Here is a 15,691-nt window from a genome sequence, read left to right as displayed (position 1 = left end):
CAGCCGGAAATCTCTCGCGGTGCCGGATCCTGATGTTTCACCAATGGCAAACCGGCGCATGTGCCGTGTGCCGGCCGCCAATATGAAACATCATTTACTGAAAGGGTAGGAACATGGAGGAAAAACCAAACATGAGGTACGGAGGTCAAAACGATGCGAGCAAAACTTCGTGTTGTCGCTCGCCAGTTGCCAGGTGGATTGTTCATTCTCTTGGCGCTGGCACTGGTCGCCTGCTCGACTTCACCGACTGAGCAACTCGTTCGAGCGGAGAAGTTGCTCAGTGGGCTGGAGTCCAAGGGCGCCGATCAATACCTGACTTACGAGCTGGCCGAGGCCCGGCGAGGAATCGAAGAGGCGAAAAAGTTCATTCGCCAAAACAACAGCGAGCGCGCCGGTGCCTATCTCTTCCGCGTTTGCCAACAGTTGGACAGTTGCAGCGTCGTATTCCTGCAATTGCGGCGGCTGGCGGAATCCGCGAGCCGGCAGCGTGTACAACTGCTCAGCTCCCAGCTCGATGTTCTGGAAAAAGCCATTGCCGGCCTGCCCCGCCAAACCTATGTCGATCAAAACCGGCATGACATCCATGTCTATCGCTTGCGGCGGTACCACAGGGATATCGAATCCATGCTGGCTTTGATTCAGATTCAAAACTTCCCGGAAGTGCTGCGGCGGGCAGCCGAGTTGGAGAACCAGGTGCAAAAGGCTTTGATCGGCCTGACCACTTCGGCAAAATTCACCGCTCAACCGGCACCGACTTCAGTTGAGAAACCCCGAAAGGAAGAAAAACAAAAAGCGGGTGGCTATCTGGCCACAACAACTCGATAGGAAGATTGGATCGCTCATCACCGGGCCATTTGCACAGCAATCACGCCTCGTTTTTTCATCAGTAATCGAGGCGCAGGCGGTTTATTTTTTCAAAACGACTTCATCGCCCTCCAGCACTGCCTCTCTCCGACCCCCACTTTCCCCTGCCACCGGCAGAACAGGATTTCTTTTTTTTAAGATTCCCGTGATCGCCGCCTCTTTGCCTGCGCGTTTTTTTTTCGTACATTGCCGCCACCCATAGACTCTGCTCGGCACGTCGCCGGAAGTCCCGCTTGCCATTCAACCTGAATTGCCCCCTGGCTTGCTGTCACGCCACTGGGATTGGTTGCAGCCGCCCTTCCGGAGGTGCCCGTGGAACCCGGGGAACACATGGACCTGCAACTGGAGATTCTGCATCATGGCGATGACGCGCCCACCATTGAATTTTGATTCTCTCAAGCAGGCAGCCGAGGCTGCCGGGCAAGGCCATCTTTTTCGCCACTGGCGCCAGCTCGACGCAGAGAGCCGCCTGCGGCTGTTGGCGCAAGTCGCAGAAATCGATTTCCCACAAATATCCGGCATCTATACCGACTTGATCCTGAAGGACCGCGCGGCCCCCAATCGCTTGTCTCTCGAACCCGCGGAGGTGATTTCACTCACGCAGCAACGCGACCACCCCGAGGAATGTGCGGCCATGAACGCGGCGGGCGCGGAGCTGTTGCGCCGCGGCATGGTGGCTGCCGTCCTCGTCGCCGGCGGCCAAGGCTCGCGTTTGGGATTCGAAGGCCCCAAGGGGATATTCGTCTTCGGCACCCCGGGCGGCAAGAGCCTTTTTCATTTGCATGCCGAGAAAATCAGGGCCACCGCGCGGCGCTTTGGCGCTGCGATTCCGTGGTACATCATGACCAGTGAAGCCAATCACGTGGCGACGCAGGAATTCTTCCAAGCGCAAGCGTTCTTTGGCCTGCCGCCGGAGGACGTTTTCTTCTTTCAACAAGGCATGATGCCGGCGATTGATGAAGAAGGCAAAATCATTCTCGATGCGCCCGACCACATTTTCATGAATCCCGACGGCCATGGCGGAACCCTGGCCGCGCTCGCCAAAAGCGGCGCGCTGGCGGACATGCGCCGCCGCGGTATTGCGCAGCTCTTCTATTTTCAGGTCGACAATGTTTTGATCAAAATGTGCGATCCGCTTTTTCTCGGGTATCACGCCACCGCCGGCGCGGAGATGAGCGCGAAGGTGTGCGGCAAGCGCGATGCGCACGAAAAGATCGGCGTGATCGGCAAGCAGGGCGGCCGCCTGGCCGTGATCGAGTACAGCGACATGAGCAACGCCGACAAGGAAATGCGCAATCCCGACGGCACGCTCAAGTACAACAGCGGCAGCATTGCGATTCACGTGCTGCAGGTTGATTTCGTCGCACGGCTGGTGCAAAGCGGCCCCTCCCTGCCCTGGCACATCGCGCACAAGAAAATCCCATTCCTCAATCAGGCCGGCGAGCTGATCAATCCCTCCCAGCCCAATGGCTATAAATTCGAAACCTTCATTTTTGACGCGTTGGGTGAGGCGCGGGGCAGTGTGGTGCTGGAAGTGGATCGCCACCAGGAATTCAGTCCGATCAAGAATGCCAGCGGCGTCGATTCTCCGGAAACGGCGCGGCGCGATTTCTACAATTTCTATGCGGGATGGCTGGAACAATGTGGCGTGCCGGTGCCGCGCGACGGTGAGGGGAATGCCCGGGCGAGAATCGAGATCAGCCCGTTGTTTGCGTTGGATCCTGCCGAACTGGCGCAAAAGATTCGGCCGGATTTCAAGATCGGAGAGGAAGTTTACCTGCGTTAAAGCTCGCTTTTCTGGTATTGCACTCTTCGCTTCAGATTGCTGCGCGGTGCAAACGGGATCAAGCGCGTTGGGCTGAAGCGGGCATGTCGTTTTCCCGGCAGCGCATGCGAATGAAGGCAGCCAGGCGTGCAATCGCCCGTTGCGCCTCCGGCAATTTGCCGGCAAAGAAATGCCAGCCGTGCATCATCTCCGCGCTGACCTCCAGCTCAACCGGCACGCCGGCAGCCTGCGCCCGCTCGGCCAGGCGCACCGCATCATCGTGCAAAACTTCTTCGGAACCCACCTGAATCAACAACGGCGGTAAACCGGACAAATCCGCATACAGCGGCGAGGCCAGCGGTGTGCGCGGGCCTTTGCCGCCGAGGTAATTTCGCGCCCACTCCTGCAACACCTCGCGCGTCAACACCGGATCCTGCCTGGCCTTGGCAATCATCGAATGGCCGGTCAATTCCAAATCGACCCAGGGTGACAGACACACGGCCGCGGCCGGCAGCGGCTCGCCATGATAGCGCAAGGAAACGAGCGCAGCGAGGGCGAGGCCGCCGCCGGCAGAATCGCCCGCCAGCGCGATTTGCTCCGGCCGCACGCCCTCGGCAAGCAGCCAGCAATAAGCCCGCATGGCATCTTCCAATGCCGCGGGAAACAAATGCTCGGGCGCGAGGCGATAGGCCACCGCGAGCACGCGGCAACGGCAGGCTTGGGCAAGACGTGAGGCCAACTCGCGATGTGTGGCGAGCGAGCCGAGGTTGTAGCCGCCGCCGTGCAAGAAGAGCACAACCGCCACGCTGTCGCGCGCAGCAGGGACGATCCACTCCGCCGGCACACCATCCGCGAAAACGCGCTGATAGGTCAGGGCGGGCTGCGCCTGAAACCGCGTGGCGAACTTCTCCAGGGCCGCGCGCTGGTCGGCAATCGTGCGGCCCGGCCGCAACGCCATGAAACGATACAACCGCACGATCAACCTGATGACTCTGGTTTGCAGACTCATCCGGCGTACTCCTTCCTCACTCATTCAAGCAATCAGAAACCGGTGCCGGCCTCAGGCTCAATACTTCGGCACGGTGGCATCCACTTCCTCCGACCAGGCGTGAAGGCCGCCGGCCAGATTTTTCGCGGAGGGATAGCCGGCCTGATGCAACAGCGTCACGGCTTGCGCGCTGCGCTTGCCGGTGCGGCAGTACGCCACGATCGGCCGGCTGCCGTCGATCTCCGCGAGACGCTCGGGCAACTGCGCCAGCGGCACGAGGTGAGCGCCGGGCAGCGCGCAGATCTCGAATTCATATGGCTCGCGCACGTCGAGCAAATAAATGGCTTCCGTCTGCAGCTTGCGCGCCAGCTCGGTGGCGGAAATGTCAAAGCTGTGGCTGCCGCCGCGTTCATCGCTCACCACCGGCATGCCGCAGAATTGCTCGTAGTCGATCAACGCGGTGATGGTGGGCGCCACGCCGCACACCGGGCAATCAGGATCTTTGCGCAGCTTCATCTCGCGAAAGCGCATCGCCAGCGCATCGAAAAGCAGCAGGCGGCCCACCAGCGGCTCGCCGGCGCCGAGAATGAGCTTGAGGGCTTCATTCGCCTGAATCGTTCCGATGATGCCCGGCAACACGCCCAACACGCCGCCTTCCGCGCAACTCGGCACCAGACCCGGCGGCGGCGGTTCGGGATAGAGGCAGCGGTAGCAGGGCCCCTGCTCCGCCCAGAACACGCTGGCCTGGCCCTCGAAGCGGAAGATACTGCCGTAAACATTCGGCTTCCGCAGCAGCACGCATACATCATTCACCAGATAGCGGGTGGGAAAATTGTCGGTGCCGTCGATAATAACATCATAATCGCGGGCAATAGCCAGCGCATTTTCCGCGCTGAAGCGGGTTTCATAAGTTTCCACCTGCACGTGCGGATTGATGCCGGCGATGAAGTTTTTCGCGCTCTCCAATTTGGGCCGGCCGACATAGGCGGTGGAATGAATCACCTGGCGCTGCAGATTCGAGGCATCCACCACGTCGAAATCCACCAGGCCCAGCCGGCCGACGCCCGCGGCGGCCAAATACATCGCCAGCGGCGAACCCAAGCCGCCGGTGCCGATGAGCAGCACACTGGCGGCCTTGAGTTTCTTTTGCCCGGCCATCGCCACTTCCGGCAGAATCAAATGCCGGCTGTAGCGTTGAATCTCTTCGCGGTCAAAGGTAACCGGTGCTCCGTTCTTCATGCTTCGCCTCCCGCCACCGCCGGCACGATGCTGATTTCATCGCTGTCCGCCACCGGCGTGGCCTCTTGTTGCAGATGGCGAATGTCTTCCTCACCGACAAAGACGTTGACGAACTTGCGCAGTTGGCCCTGCTCACTGAGCAAGTGGCGCCGCAAATCCGGGTAACGTTGGGTGAGATGAGCGAGCACTTCACCAACGGTGTTGCCGGTGACTTCAAAGCGGGATTGTTGTTGGGTCAATCCGCGCAGTGCGGAGGGAATGACGACGTATGCCATGACTATTCTCCTGATGATGGTTTCGTTTCCATTGCCACGCGTTGAAACGCAGCGGCCTCGCCGGGCAACTGCCACAAACTCGCTGCGAGAAAGCGTCCGCGCGCAACCGCTAGTATCAGCCAAAGGCCATGATCCGAACGCTCAGTGGCGAGCTGCAAATCCGTAGGCGAAGGTCCGCGGCGGCCGTTGGGGTGGGAATGATAATGCCCGAGAATTTCCCAGCCCGCGGCCTCGGCGGTGCGATACGCGCGCAGTTGTTCGACGGCGTCAAACTCGAAGCCTTGTTCCGGCGTGGGACTGGCGTTGCGCATGGCCTGCACGCGGGCGAGGTGCCAGCCGTCAGCCGCGCGTGTGCCGAGCAGCAAGCCGCAGCATTCTTGCGGGAAAGCCACTTCCGCCTGCTTGACGAGGGCAGCCAGGTCGTCCGCAGCGATCACTGCTTTTTCATTCTTCATGCCAAAAGCGCTCCTCGAGATAACGGTGACCGCCGTCCGGAAAGATGGTGGCGATGACGCCGTGTTCGATTCTTTCTGCAACGCGGCGGGCGGCTGCCAGGACCGCGCCGCTGGAGAGGCCAATGAGCCAGCCGTGGCGCCGCGCCACATCCCGCACCAATTCATGCGCCTCCTCGGTGGCGATGCCGAGGTTTTCATCAGCGAGATCGGAATCATAAATCGCGGGCACGATCGCGGTGGGCATGTGCTTCAAACCTTCCAAACCGTGCAGCGGCGAATCCGGCTGCACCGAGATCAGGCGCAGCGCGGGGTTCAATTGCCGCAAGCGGCGGCCGGTGCCGACGAACGTGCCGCTCGTGCCCAAGCCGGCGATGAAGTGGGTGAGGCGGCCGCGGGTTTGCCGCCAGAGTTCGGGCGCGGTGGTGAGAAAATGAGCCCGCCAGTTCTCCGGATTGTTGTATTGGTTGATGTAGAAATAGCGCGACGGTGCTTCTGCCAGCAGGGCGCGCGCGACACGAATAGCGCCGTCCGAGCCTTCGCTGGCACTGGTCCAGATCACCTCCGCACCATAAGCCGCCAGCAAATTTTTCTGATAGCGGCTCACGTTTTCCGGAACCACCAGCCGCACGCGCAATTGCAGCGCCGCGCCGAAGAGAGCATAAGCCACGCCGGTGTTGCCCGAGGTGGAATCCAACAGAATCTGATCGCGCGTGAGCCGGCCGCAGCGCAGCGCCGCGCGTATCATCCGGCTGGCGGCGCGGTCTTTGATCGACCGGCCGGGGTTTTGCCATTCCGCCTTCGCAAAGATCTTGACGCGGCGGCGCGGCGAGTAATGCGACAAATCAAGCAAGGGGGTATTGCCCACCAGGGCAAAGACGGAACGCGCGGCGGCGCGCCCCGGCAAACGATTACGGCGGCGTGCAGAGGTTGCGAATCCATTCGACATGGGTATGAAAATCCTTTGCTCCGGCCGGGCAAAAACAGGCCGGTGCAGGTGATGATGTTGCGCGTGAATTGTGGGACGTTGAGGGTGGCGAGGAGGCCGCGGCGCTTGCCAAGGCAAGCCGGAAAATCGCGGGGCAGGTCGAGGTTACCGCACGACTGAGCCTCCCCGCCTGCGACACAAGCAGCGCAAGCAGGAAGACGGGGGAAGGAATTTATGGAACGGCGTTTTCATAGTCGATGTCCACAGAAATTGGCGCCAAGATAAACGCTCACGCTCACAAATGCAAGACGCATTTACGCCAACATTTGTTCAAGGCGGCCGCGCAGTGTTTTCCGGCAAATTCTGGAGTTCAACCGCTGCCAACCTTGACTCCACTACCGGCCCTTGTTATATTGCCCAACACAATTCAGCGCGAGAAAATTCCAGTGCGGCCGGCCGCAGCTTGCGCCGGCGTCATCGCACTGCCGAATACTCTCCAGGACACGACCGCAAGGGTTGCAGCCGCAGTATCTCTGCCGGTTTCAGGAAAGGAGCTGTTACTCCCGCGTGAACAACTCGCAAACGGCGACGATCGGCCGCGTTTCCCCGCCCTCCGATCACTCCAGCCTCGCTTCCCACATGACGGAGCTGCTTCTGCTGCTGGTCATTTTGATTTGGGGAACGAACTATGCGATCATCAAAGCCAGCCTGCGCCAGTTTTCGCCGCTCGCTTTCAATGCCGTGCGCTTTGTGCTTTCCAGCGCCCTGTTGCTTCTGCTGGCACTCCGGCGCCGCCTCGACCTGCGCGTGACGCTGCAGGAGGCCGCGCCGATCGCGGGCTTGAGCCTGCTCTACATCACGCTCTATCAAATTTTCTTCATCGAAGGCATCGCGCGCACGACGTCCGCCAACTCCGCCATGATTCTCGCGGCCTCGCCCGCGCTGGTGGTGATGGCCAGCCACGCCAGCGGCTCGGAACGCCTGCGCCGGCCTGCCGTGTTCGGCGTGGCCCTGGCCTTCCTCGGCTTGGCCAGCGTCATCGGCGGCGGCAGCCACGGCCTGGAATTTTCCGGCAGCAACGTCTGGGGCGATCTGCTCACGCTGGCCGCGGTTTTCTGCTGGTCGGCTTACACCGTGCTGGCGCAACCCACGTTCAAACGCTTCTCGCCGCTCAAGCTCACGGTGTTGTCGACCGTTTTCGGCACCGCGCCGATGCTGGTGTGGAGCGGCCCCGCGCTGTACCGGCAGGATTGGCTGGGCATCGATGGCATCGGCTGGCTGGGCGTGTGCTATTCCGGCATTTTTTCCATTGCGCTTTCCTACGTGATTTGGAATCACAGCATCGCCCGCCTCGGCGCCAACAAGACCGCGATCTTTTCCAATTTCGTGCCGGTGGTAGCAGTGCTCACCGGTGTTTTGTTTCTGGGCGAACGCATGACGCTGCTGCAAGCCGGCGGCGCGGTCTGTGTCATCGCCGGCATTGTGCTGGCACGGCGCCGTTGAGGCGGACGCGCCGCAACGAACGCGGCAAATCGAACTGGTCGAGGAGAATCGGATTATGAAAAAAGCAGTGTTGCAGTTTGTCATCGGCGCGGCCATCTGGGTGGCCGCCCCTGAGAGCTTCGCGCAAGCGCCGGCGGGCGCCGCGCGTGAACTGGCCGAGCAGGTGATGAACGCGCTGGGTGGCTTGCAGAATTGGGAGAAGACGACCGAGCTTGCCTTTGATTTTGTGGTCGCCAGTGAAGGCGCGGAGGTGACCCGCCGCAGTCACGTGTGGAATCGCCGTACCAATGGCTACGTTCTCTCCTGGAATGACAGCCGCAACGGCAGCGCGCACCGCATCGAGTTCAGTGACATTTATCAAAAAACCGGCAGGGTGTTGATCGACGGCCAGCCGCCGTCGGATTCCACCACGCAGCAGATGCTCGAACGCGGCTACGCGCTGTTCATCAACGACACATACTGGCTGATCATGCCGTTCAAGCTATTCGACCCCGGCGTCAAGCTGCAGGAAATGCCGGCAGAGAAGAAGGGCGGCGTGCGCCAGCGCGTGCTGCATCTTTCTTTCGCGGGCGTAGGCCTGACCCCGGGCGATCAGTACTGGCTGTACGTGGATCCCGCCAGTTTTCGCATTCAAAGGTGGCGCTATAAATTGGAAAGCGGTCGCGAAGGCGGTTACTCGTGGGAGGATTACAAATCATTCGGCCCGGTGACTTTGCCGCTGCGCCGCGTGTCCGACGACGGCAAGCGCGTCATTTGGTTTGACCGGGTGCGCTTGCAAGCGGAGTGAACCCGCCGATTTTCACCGGCGTGATCGGGCCGGCTGCGGCCGCCATTGAAAGCGTTCGAGGTCGATGACGTCGCGCAGACCGAACGCGACGCCTTCGCGGCGCAGCAGCTCGCGCTGCAGTTCGTAACCCTGCAGGCGCGGCAGCGAAATCATGCCGTTGCGGTTGATGACGCGATGCCACGGCAGCCGTTCTTTTTCTGCGGAGGCGTGCAAAATCCACGCGACTTGGCGGGCCGCACGCGGCATGCCGGCGAGCGCAGCGATTTGGCCGTAGGTGGCCACTTTGCCGCGCGGAATTTTTTTGAGCAATTGCTTCACGCGCGCGGTGAATGAGGCGAGGTTGGGTTTCGGCATGGTTGCACTTCGGCGAATGCGATGTGACGGGCAGTGAATCCAGTGTTCTGCAACGGCTTGGCCGTTGCATCAAAAACCATCAGAGTTTCCACCGCCCGGGCGCTCCGTCATGAACGAAATTACTTTTGCTTCCACTTGTGCACGCTTTAGGGCAAAGCGCCCAGGCGGTTTCTTCGTTTCTGGAGTGTACAGAAACCTAACTCTACTCATGTGGGATTTGTGCCAAGCACCGGAGCAGCCCTTCTGCAGGGTGCCCGGCCTGGCCTTGTCGTGATAGATCTCGTGTTTTGCCGCGCTTGTTGGTATGCCAATCCTTTCGGAGGAACTCATGTACCGTTTTCGTTTGCTGACCCTGACCGCCGCCTTCCTGCTGTTGCTGTCGGCCGCCGGCCGCGCCCAATCCGACAGCGTTGATGTCTTCTTCTACTACAAATCCACCGGCAATCCCACCACGGTTTTTCTTCCCGGTGAATTCAACAACTGGGGCCCTAACAGCGGCGGCAGCATCTCAGCCAACGCGCCCTCCCGCATGACTTTCAACGCCGCCACCGGCCAGTGGGAAAAAACCGTGCGCTTGCGCGTGGGCGGACCGGTGAGCGGCCGCGTGCCGGGCGCCTATCAATACAAATTCAACGAGAACGGCGTCAGCTCGGGATGGCGGCCGGACCCGCTCAACCCGCGGCAAAATCCTTCCGACAACAACAACTCGATTCTCTATACCAAGAGCCCGACGATTCACTACCTCCTGCCCAATTCGGTTTCCAGCGTGGTCAAGGCGCAACTGCCGCGCATCACGGCGTACCTCTTCCCCTCGCGCCAGCAGGCCATCGATCTCGCCAGCCTGCGCCTGGAGATTGACGGCACGGCTTACACCAATCTCGAATCCTTCTACGATCCCAACACCAAGCTGCTGAGTTTCACACCGGCCACGCCGCTCAGCAACGGCCGGCATACGCTGAAACTCGCGGTGCGCAATGCCGCCGGCAGCCTCTCGGCCGACAGCACGACTTTCGAGGTGCAGGGCGATCCGGTGCAGATTCTCACGCAGCCGGCGACCACCCGCAAACCAAGCTGGCGCGTGCGCGGCGAAGTCTACAAATCCGATGGCGAACTCGACAACACTCTGACCAGCGGCGTGTTGCGGCAGAATGACCTCACCTGGCGCGTGCGCGTGAACGCCGGCAAATTCGACACCACCCTGGCGTTGCTGGAAGGAGATAACAGCTTCCGCTTCGAGGCCACGCCGGGCGGTGTTACCCAAGTCTCAAGCCCGGTGTTGATCAAACGCGTAGTCGATCACGATCCCGTGGCGGTGATCACCTTTGACACCAGCCGGACCGAGCTGCGGCTGCAAGGTTTTCAAAGCGTGGATCCTGACCCTGGCCAGGCCGCACTGCTGCAATTCACCTGGCAGGAAGATGCCGACAATCCGGCGCCGCTCGGCGCCAACGGCCAAAGCGGCGCAGTGGTGACCGTGGCCCGGCCGGTGCTGGCGGGCGAATACTTTTTCACACTCACGGCGCGCGACCCGGACGGCAACCAGGATTGGAGCCGGCAGTTCGTCACGGTGGCGCCCTCCGGCGTGATCACACTGAACACGGTGCGCAACAACCCCGCCTGGGTGCGTGAGGCCCGCATTTACATCATGTTCTTCAAAGGCCTCACTTCCGCCGGCACGATCAAGGCGGCCCGGCCGTTTCTCGAAAGGATCAAAGCCCTGGGTTTCAGCGTGCTCTGGATTCTGCCGGTGATGGACAATGCCTTCACCATCGACAATCGCTACGGCATCGGCTACAACATCGTGGACTTTTACAACGTCGCGCCGGAATACGGCAGCAATCAAGATTTCAAAGACTTCATTGCCCACGCGCACGAGCTGGGCCTGAAAGTCATTCTCGATTTCACGCCCAATCACAGCAGCCGCTTTCATCCCTTTGCCGAGCATGCGCGGCTGCACGGCATTGATTCCCCCTACTGGCCGTTCTATCAGCACAGCAACATTCCGCACAACACCAACGGCCTGGGGCAGTCGGCTGATGCCTTCGGCTTCTACTACTACAGCGGTTTCAGCGAGCAGTTGTTGAATTGGGATTGGACCGACATCGATGCGCGCACCTACATGCTCGAAGTGATGCAGCACTGGCTGCTGGAATTCGGGCTGGATGGCTACCGCCTGGATGTTTACTGGGGTCCGCATCGCCGCTACGGGGAAGCCTTTTTCGACCGGCCGGTGCGCGCCGCGCTCAAGAAAATCAAACCGGATATTCTGCTGCTCGGTGAAGACGACGGCACCGGCGCGGGCACCGAAGTGATTTACGCCGATCGCGACGGCGGTGTGGACGCGGCTTATGACTTCAAGCTCTATTTCAACCAAATCCGCAATTTCGGCTTTAGCGCCACCGCCGTCACCAATCTGCACAATGACCTGATCAACGGCGAGTTCTATCCCGGCACCAACTCCCACTATTTCCGTTTCATGGAAACGCAGGACGAGGATCGCATCACCTACCGTTACGATTCCTTCGAGAAAACCCTGCCGATGGCGAGCGTGCTGTTCACCGCGCCCGGCATCCCCGGCATCATGCAGGGCCAGGAAGTGGGCTACGGCAAGGGCATCTCGGGCGACAAGGAAGATCGCGTGCGGCGCGTGGTGGATTTCAACTTCAGCGGCCGCGCCCTGCTGCTGCCGCACTATCAAAAGATCGTGCAAATCCGCGCGCAATTCCCCGCCTTTCGCCAGCACAAGCAGGACACCAACCGCGATTTCAACGTCAACGCCAGTGACGAACCTGACTTCATTCGCGTGAACACCAGCGACGGCCTGGTGTATGCCTTCGTGCGGCCCTATCCCGACCACAACGGCCTCACCGTGGTCAACTTCGCCGCCTCGGAAAAGTCCGTGACCCTGGATTTGACCGGCGCCAATCTGCTCGAGTTCACCGGCGGGCTGGCTGGCGATCAAACCTATTTTCTGAACAATCTCTACAGCGACACCCATCAAACTGCGACGGGCGCGGCCCTGGGCGCCGTGGCCGTCACGCTGCCGGCTTATGGCTCGGCGATTTTCGTGATCTCCCAAGAACGGGAGCGGCTGCAGTTGCCGCCGATTACCTCGGTGGCGGAGAATCCCAGCCGCGGTCTGCCGCAGGTGTTTGCCGTGCAGCAGAATTTTCCCAATCCCTTCAATCCCACGACGAAGATCGTTTATGATCTGCCGCAGCCCGAGCGCGTGATCATCCGCATTTTCGATGTGCTGGGCCGCGAAGTCGCGACGCTGTTTGACGGCTTGCAGCTGGCCGGCACGCACACGCTGCTGTGGCAGGGCAAGGATGCCGCCGGCCGCCGGGCAAGCACCGGCATTTATCTGCTGCGCGTGGAAGCCGGCGAGGAAGTGGCGGTGCGGAAGATGTTGCTGGCGAAATAAGGTCATTTGGCCTGAATGAAAGTAATCGCATCGCGTCTGCTGCCGCGCGGCATCTGCTCATCGGCAGGAGAATTCAAGCGCGCAGTGCCTGAGAAAGACGTCTCGCCGCCTCATGCTATCCAGAATGGATCCTGTGATGATTTGGGCGCCGCGTGCTTCACAAGATGCTTCAGAAGGACAACTTCGGAGCCGCGGACTTGCTTGGGTGGTGCAAGAAGGATTTCCATTGCATACTGCAAGTTTCGTGGGTACTGAATGCGGTGACTGTCGCCAGGCAACCAGGCGGATCCATCGTCCGGGAAGAAACAGCCGAAACATCTTGATGCCACTGCACAGGGCTGTCACTCTCGTTGCGCTGTCAGAGTACTCTTCCCTCACTACCGCGAACCCAGGGCCGGCGCCAAGCCGTTGCGATACCACCGCGCCACCACCTGCTCCGCCGGTTTGTTGTTGGGCGTGAATTCGGTGTCCAGCGGTCCGCCTTGCGCGAGATCACTCGGCCACTTCCACCAATAGAGGCCACGGCACCAAAACTTGCCGGCAACCGCCTGAAACACGGCCTCATAGCAGCGCGCTTGATCCGCCAGATTCAGCGGCCGGCCGCGGCCCTCAGCGTGCGGCTGCTGCCAGGGTGCGGCCGTGCTGGTGAAGCCGACTTCGGTGAGCAGCACCGGTTTGCGAAAACGCCAGGCCACCGCCGCGACCTTTGCCATGGCCGCTGCCGCACCGCGCCGCAGATCGGCAGCACTCGCCTCTTCCTGGTCACTCAACGGATAGTAGCAATTGAGGCCGAGATAGTCGAGCGCATCCCAGAAGCGAATGTTTTCGAACTCCTCTCCCCAATTGGCGGCATAAACCAGCTCGCCGCTGTACAACCGCCGCACTTTGGCGATCAAATCGCGCCACTCCTGCTCATGGCCGAGCGTCGTCTGTGCCAGTTCCACACCGATGCAGAATCGCTCCATGCCGTACATCTCCGCGAGCAGGGCATAGTGGCGAATCCAACGGTAGTAGAAATCAAAGAACTGCCGCCAGTCTTGCGGGCTGGCCATTTTGATGTCGCCCGGCCAGCCGCCGTGTCCCACCCAGATATGCGGTTTGAGCATGACGGCCATCCCCAATCGCTGCGCCGTGTGCGCAGCATGGATCACGCTTTCATCGTTCTCGCTGCCGGCGCTGCGCCAAAAGCCAAAAAACTCGGGTCGCTGCGGATCGGTGATCGCAGTAAAAGGTGTGATGGAGACCGCATTCACACCCAGGTCCGCCAACTTGGTCAGCGCTTCGTCGGAGCGGCGCGAGAGATAACCGTTGTAAATTTGATAACCTTCATGGGCGTGGCAGAAGCCTTTTTGAAACGAATCCGCCTGGGGAAAGCGCGTAATGTCGTCCGCGATTTGCGCGTGGAATCTCTGCGCCAGTTGCTCGAGGTAGGCCCGCCATTCCTGATCCAGGCGCGGGACCTCTGCAGCAGCCGGCGACCAGTCAGCAAAGTTTGCCAGAAATTTTTCGTGGCCCCAAAGTTGGACCAGAAAATTGGTGAAGGTCGCGGCCAGCGGCTGCATCATCAAGTAGGATTCGCGCTCGAATTTGGCATTGTCGAGCATCTCTGCCAGCGCCGGTACATTGCCGGAGAGATAAAGCCGGCTGGCCCAATACTCGTAGCCGTGGTTGCGCCAGTTGTCCGTGAATGACACGCGCAAGCCGGTTGCCAGCAACGCGTGCCGGGGCACACCCAACGCTCGGGCAATCACCAGATCCGCTTCGCAGCCTTCGGTCTCACCACGTACCCAGTGATTGACCGTCACATGCACCGCCTGGCGCTCGCGATCACAATGCGCGATTTCGGTGTTGGCGGTGATCAAACCCTTTTCTTCAAAATTGGGATAGAGGTGAAAGTTGATCAGCATGCCGCGCGCGCGCCTGCCCAGCAATGCCGTGAGACGCTCATAGTGCTGCTCACGTTCCGCCGCAAACTGCTCCAGCTCGGCGGCCGGCAACACCGCGCCATGCGTGTAAAAGCGAAAGTGTTCGGTTTCCTTCGCCAGCCGCATTTCCGCGGCAAAGTCATGGTGGCCGGCGGAATCGAAAGCCCAGCGCCGATCCGCGGCCTGTGAGAAATTGCCGAACACCAGGCATTCGCCGTTGCGGAAGACGCGATAATCGCCGCCCGGCCGAAACAGCTCCGAGCGCAACACTTCTTCATCACGATTGCCGGCCAGCAGCAACAACGGCTGTTGCGGGTTTGCCGGATTGGGGTAGAACAGCGCGATGAGATCGCCGGGTTCGCGGTAGTCCTTGCCCAAGAACTGAAACCCGTCTCGATTGAATTTCACCGGCAGTTGCGGTGAGAAATAGGCCAGCCAGGAGTTGGAAGCGACGGTGCCGGCGAGATAGACGGCTTGTGAGGCAAGTTCCGCGTGCGTCACCTCGCGATCGCTTTTGATGGAGATTTGCAGCCGGCGCGTGCGCTTCTGGTACTCTGCGGCCCAGGCGCGATATTGCGCCACCCGCTCCGGCCGTCCGGTGCCGTAGACGAAAAGCAGCCGCCGGCCGGAAAAGAGATTGTCGAGAATTTGCTCGCGCGCGGGCCAGCGGTGGCGATCCTCCTGTTGGCGGGGAGTGTTGCCGAGATAGTAGAAGCTGGACAGCAGGATGATCAAAGGAAGAATATGAGTCAGGCGAATTGTTTTCATAGGAAAGCGCAGCGGCATGCGCCGGCGTTGGTTTGCAACCAGATTTTTGATTCGCAATGAATGCGTTTCAGCGCAGAAAATCAACTCCAAATCCACGAGCTCAGGGATATCGCTTCCCCAGAAGTGCGATGAGGCGTGCGGCTGAAAAGCGGTCGCACCGATTGGATTCGGCAGGCAATACTCACACGGCAAACCTCCCGGCCGCAGTTTTTGCCGCTATCGCGTGCGAGAGCAGGTCGCTGGAGGAGCGAACGGGGTGATCAGAGTGACAGTGTTTGACAAGTTGGAAATAATCATATTCGTGCTTGTATTCGGCGCAAGTTATTCGTATGTTGGCCCCGCGTATCACAAACGGGCTGCGAAAGGCGAAGATCAAAAGGTTCGCCTCAGAGCGGCGGCATAGAGTTGATACGCAACAC

12 protein-coding genes are annotated in these 15,691 nt (G+C 60.5%); 5 read left to right on the top strand and 7 right to left on the bottom strand.

Annotation, left to right across the window (positions count from 1 at the left end; all coding sequences use genetic code 11):
* Positions 1–153 precede the first annotated feature (153 nt).
* The gene (locus tag L6R21_05605) at positions 154–825 is read left to right on the top strand and encodes a hypothetical protein (protein ID MCK6558656.1); all 672 of its coding nucleotides are present in this window, start codon (positions 154–156) and stop codon (positions 823–825) included.
* Between the two features lie 397 nt (positions 826–1,222).
* Positions 1,223–2,650 (top strand): UDPGP type 1 family protein, encoded by a 1,428-nt coding sequence (locus L6R21_05600; protein MCK6558655.1) that lies wholly within the window; start codon positions 1,223–1,225, stop codon positions 2,648–2,650.
* Positions 2,651–2,708: 58 nt separating this feature from the next.
* On the opposite strand, the gene L6R21_05595 is transcribed toward L6R21_05600, so the two are convergent.
* The 5 genes from L6R21_05595 to L6R21_05575 are packed head-to-tail and all read right to left on the bottom strand — an operon-like array spanning position 2,709 to position 6,532.
* Positions 2,709–3,638, bottom strand: coding sequence for an alpha/beta hydrolase (locus tag L6R21_05595; GenBank protein MCK6558654.1), 930 nt, complete (start codon positions 3,636–3,638; stop codon positions 2,709–2,711).
* Positions 3,639–3,695: 57 nt separating this feature from the next.
* Positions 3,696–4,856: a molybdopterin-synthase adenylyltransferase MoeB gene (gene moeB, locus L6R21_05590; GenBank protein ID MCK6558653.1), complete on the bottom strand. Its 1,161-nt coding sequence runs from the start codon at positions 4,854–4,856 to the stop codon at positions 3,696–3,698.
* Positions 4,853–5,131 (bottom strand): MoaD/ThiS family protein, encoded by a 279-nt coding sequence (locus L6R21_05585; GenBank protein MCK6558652.1) that lies wholly within the window; start codon positions 5,129–5,131, stop codon positions 4,853–4,855. The genes moeB and L6R21_05585 overlap by 4 nt, the downstream gene beginning before the upstream one ends.
* A gap of 2 nt (positions 5,132–5,133) precedes the next feature.
* On the bottom strand, positions 5,134–5,586 hold the full coding sequence (locus tag L6R21_05580; protein MCK6558651.1) for a M67 family metallopeptidase: 453 nt from the start codon (positions 5,584–5,586) through the stop codon (positions 5,134–5,136).
* Complete coding sequence (locus L6R21_05575; GenBank protein ID MCK6558650.1) at positions 5,576–6,532, bottom strand: cysteine synthase family protein; 957 nt, start codon at positions 6,530–6,532, stop codon at positions 5,576–5,578. The genes L6R21_05580 and L6R21_05575 overlap by 11 nt, the downstream gene beginning before the upstream one ends.
* A 546-nt stretch (positions 6,533–7,078) precedes the next feature.
* Between L6R21_05575 and L6R21_05570 the strand changes: the two genes are divergently transcribed.
* Both L6R21_05570 and L6R21_05565 read left to right on the top strand, forming a co-directional pair.
* Entirely contained in the window at positions 7,079–8,014 is a 936-nt protein-coding gene (locus L6R21_05570; protein MCK6558649.1) for a DMT family transporter, read from the top strand.
* A 55-nt stretch (positions 8,015–8,069) separates the two neighbouring features.
* A complete protein-coding gene (locus tag L6R21_05565; GenBank protein MCK6558648.1) occupies positions 8,070–8,801 on the top strand; it encodes a hypothetical protein in 732 nt (243 codons plus the stop codon).
* 12 nt (positions 8,802–8,813) lie between these two features.
* Here the strand turns inward: L6R21_05565 and L6R21_05560 are convergent, their stop codons facing one another.
* On the bottom strand, positions 8,814–9,155 hold the full coding sequence (locus L6R21_05560; GenBank protein MCK6558647.1) for an MGMT family protein: 342 nt from the start codon (positions 9,153–9,155) through the stop codon (positions 8,814–8,816).
* 328 nt (positions 9,156–9,483) lie between these two features.
* Between L6R21_05560 and L6R21_05555 the strand changes: the two genes are divergently transcribed.
* Positions 9,484–12,579: a T9SS type A sorting domain-containing protein gene (locus L6R21_05555; GenBank protein MCK6558646.1), complete on the top strand. Its 3,096-nt coding sequence runs from the start codon at positions 9,484–9,486 to the stop codon at positions 12,577–12,579.
* 377 nt (positions 12,580–12,956) lie between these two features.
* Here the strand turns inward: L6R21_05555 and L6R21_05550 are convergent, their stop codons facing one another.
* Positions 12,957–15,272 carry a hypothetical protein gene (locus L6R21_05550; protein ID MCK6558645.1) on the bottom strand — a complete coding sequence of 772 codons (2,316 nt, stop codon included), beginning with the start codon at positions 15,270–15,272 and terminating at the stop codon, positions 12,957–12,959.
* Between the last annotated feature and the right edge of the window lie 419 nt (positions 15,273–15,691).

Source organism: bacterium, assembly GCA_023150945.1.
Taxonomy (GTDB): Bacteria; Zhuqueibacterota; Zhuqueibacteria; order Zhuqueibacterales; family Zhuqueibacteraceae; genus Coneutiohabitans.
The sequence above is the reverse complement of the archived record's forward strand: the minus strand, read 5'-3'. Positions and strand labels throughout refer to the sequence as shown.

Coding starts and splice junctions, on each gene's coding strand:
- L6R21_05595 (MCK6558654.1), bottom strand. CDS start 3,638: ATGAGTCTGCAAACCAGAGTCATCAGGTTGATCGTGCGGTTGTATCGT.
- L6R21_05605 (MCK6558656.1), top strand. CDS start 154: ATGCGAGCAAAACTTCGTGTTGTCGCTCGCCAGTTGCCAGGTGGATTG.
- L6R21_05575 (MCK6558650.1), bottom strand. CDS start 6,532: ATGTCGAATGGATTCGCAACCTCTGCACGCCGCCGTAATCGTTTGCCG.
- L6R21_05560 (MCK6558647.1), bottom strand. CDS start 9,155: ATGCCGAAACCCAACCTCGCCTCATTCACCGCGCGCGTGAAGCAATTG.
- moeB (MCK6558653.1), bottom strand. CDS start 4,856: ATGAAGAACGGAGCACCGGTTACCTTTGACCGCGAAGAGATTCAACGC.
- L6R21_05580 (MCK6558651.1), bottom strand. CDS start 5,586: ATGAAGAATGAAAAAGCAGTGATCGCTGCGGACGACCTGGCTGCCCTC.
- L6R21_05550 (MCK6558645.1), bottom strand. CDS start 15,272: ATGAAAACAATTCGCCTGACTCATATTCTTCCTTTGATCATCCTGCTG.
- L6R21_05600 (MCK6558655.1), top strand. CDS start 1,223: ATGGCGATGACGCGCCCACCATTGAATTTTGATTCTCTCAAGCAGGCA.
- L6R21_05585 (MCK6558652.1), bottom strand. CDS start 5,131: ATGGCATACGTCGTCATTCCCTCCGCACTGCGCGGATTGACCCAACAA.
- L6R21_05555 (MCK6558646.1), top strand. CDS start 9,484: ATGTACCGTTTTCGTTTGCTGACCCTGACCGCCGCCTTCCTGCTGTTG.
- L6R21_05565 (MCK6558648.1), top strand. CDS start 8,070: ATGAAAAAAGCAGTGTTGCAGTTTGTCATCGGCGCGGCCATCTGGGTG.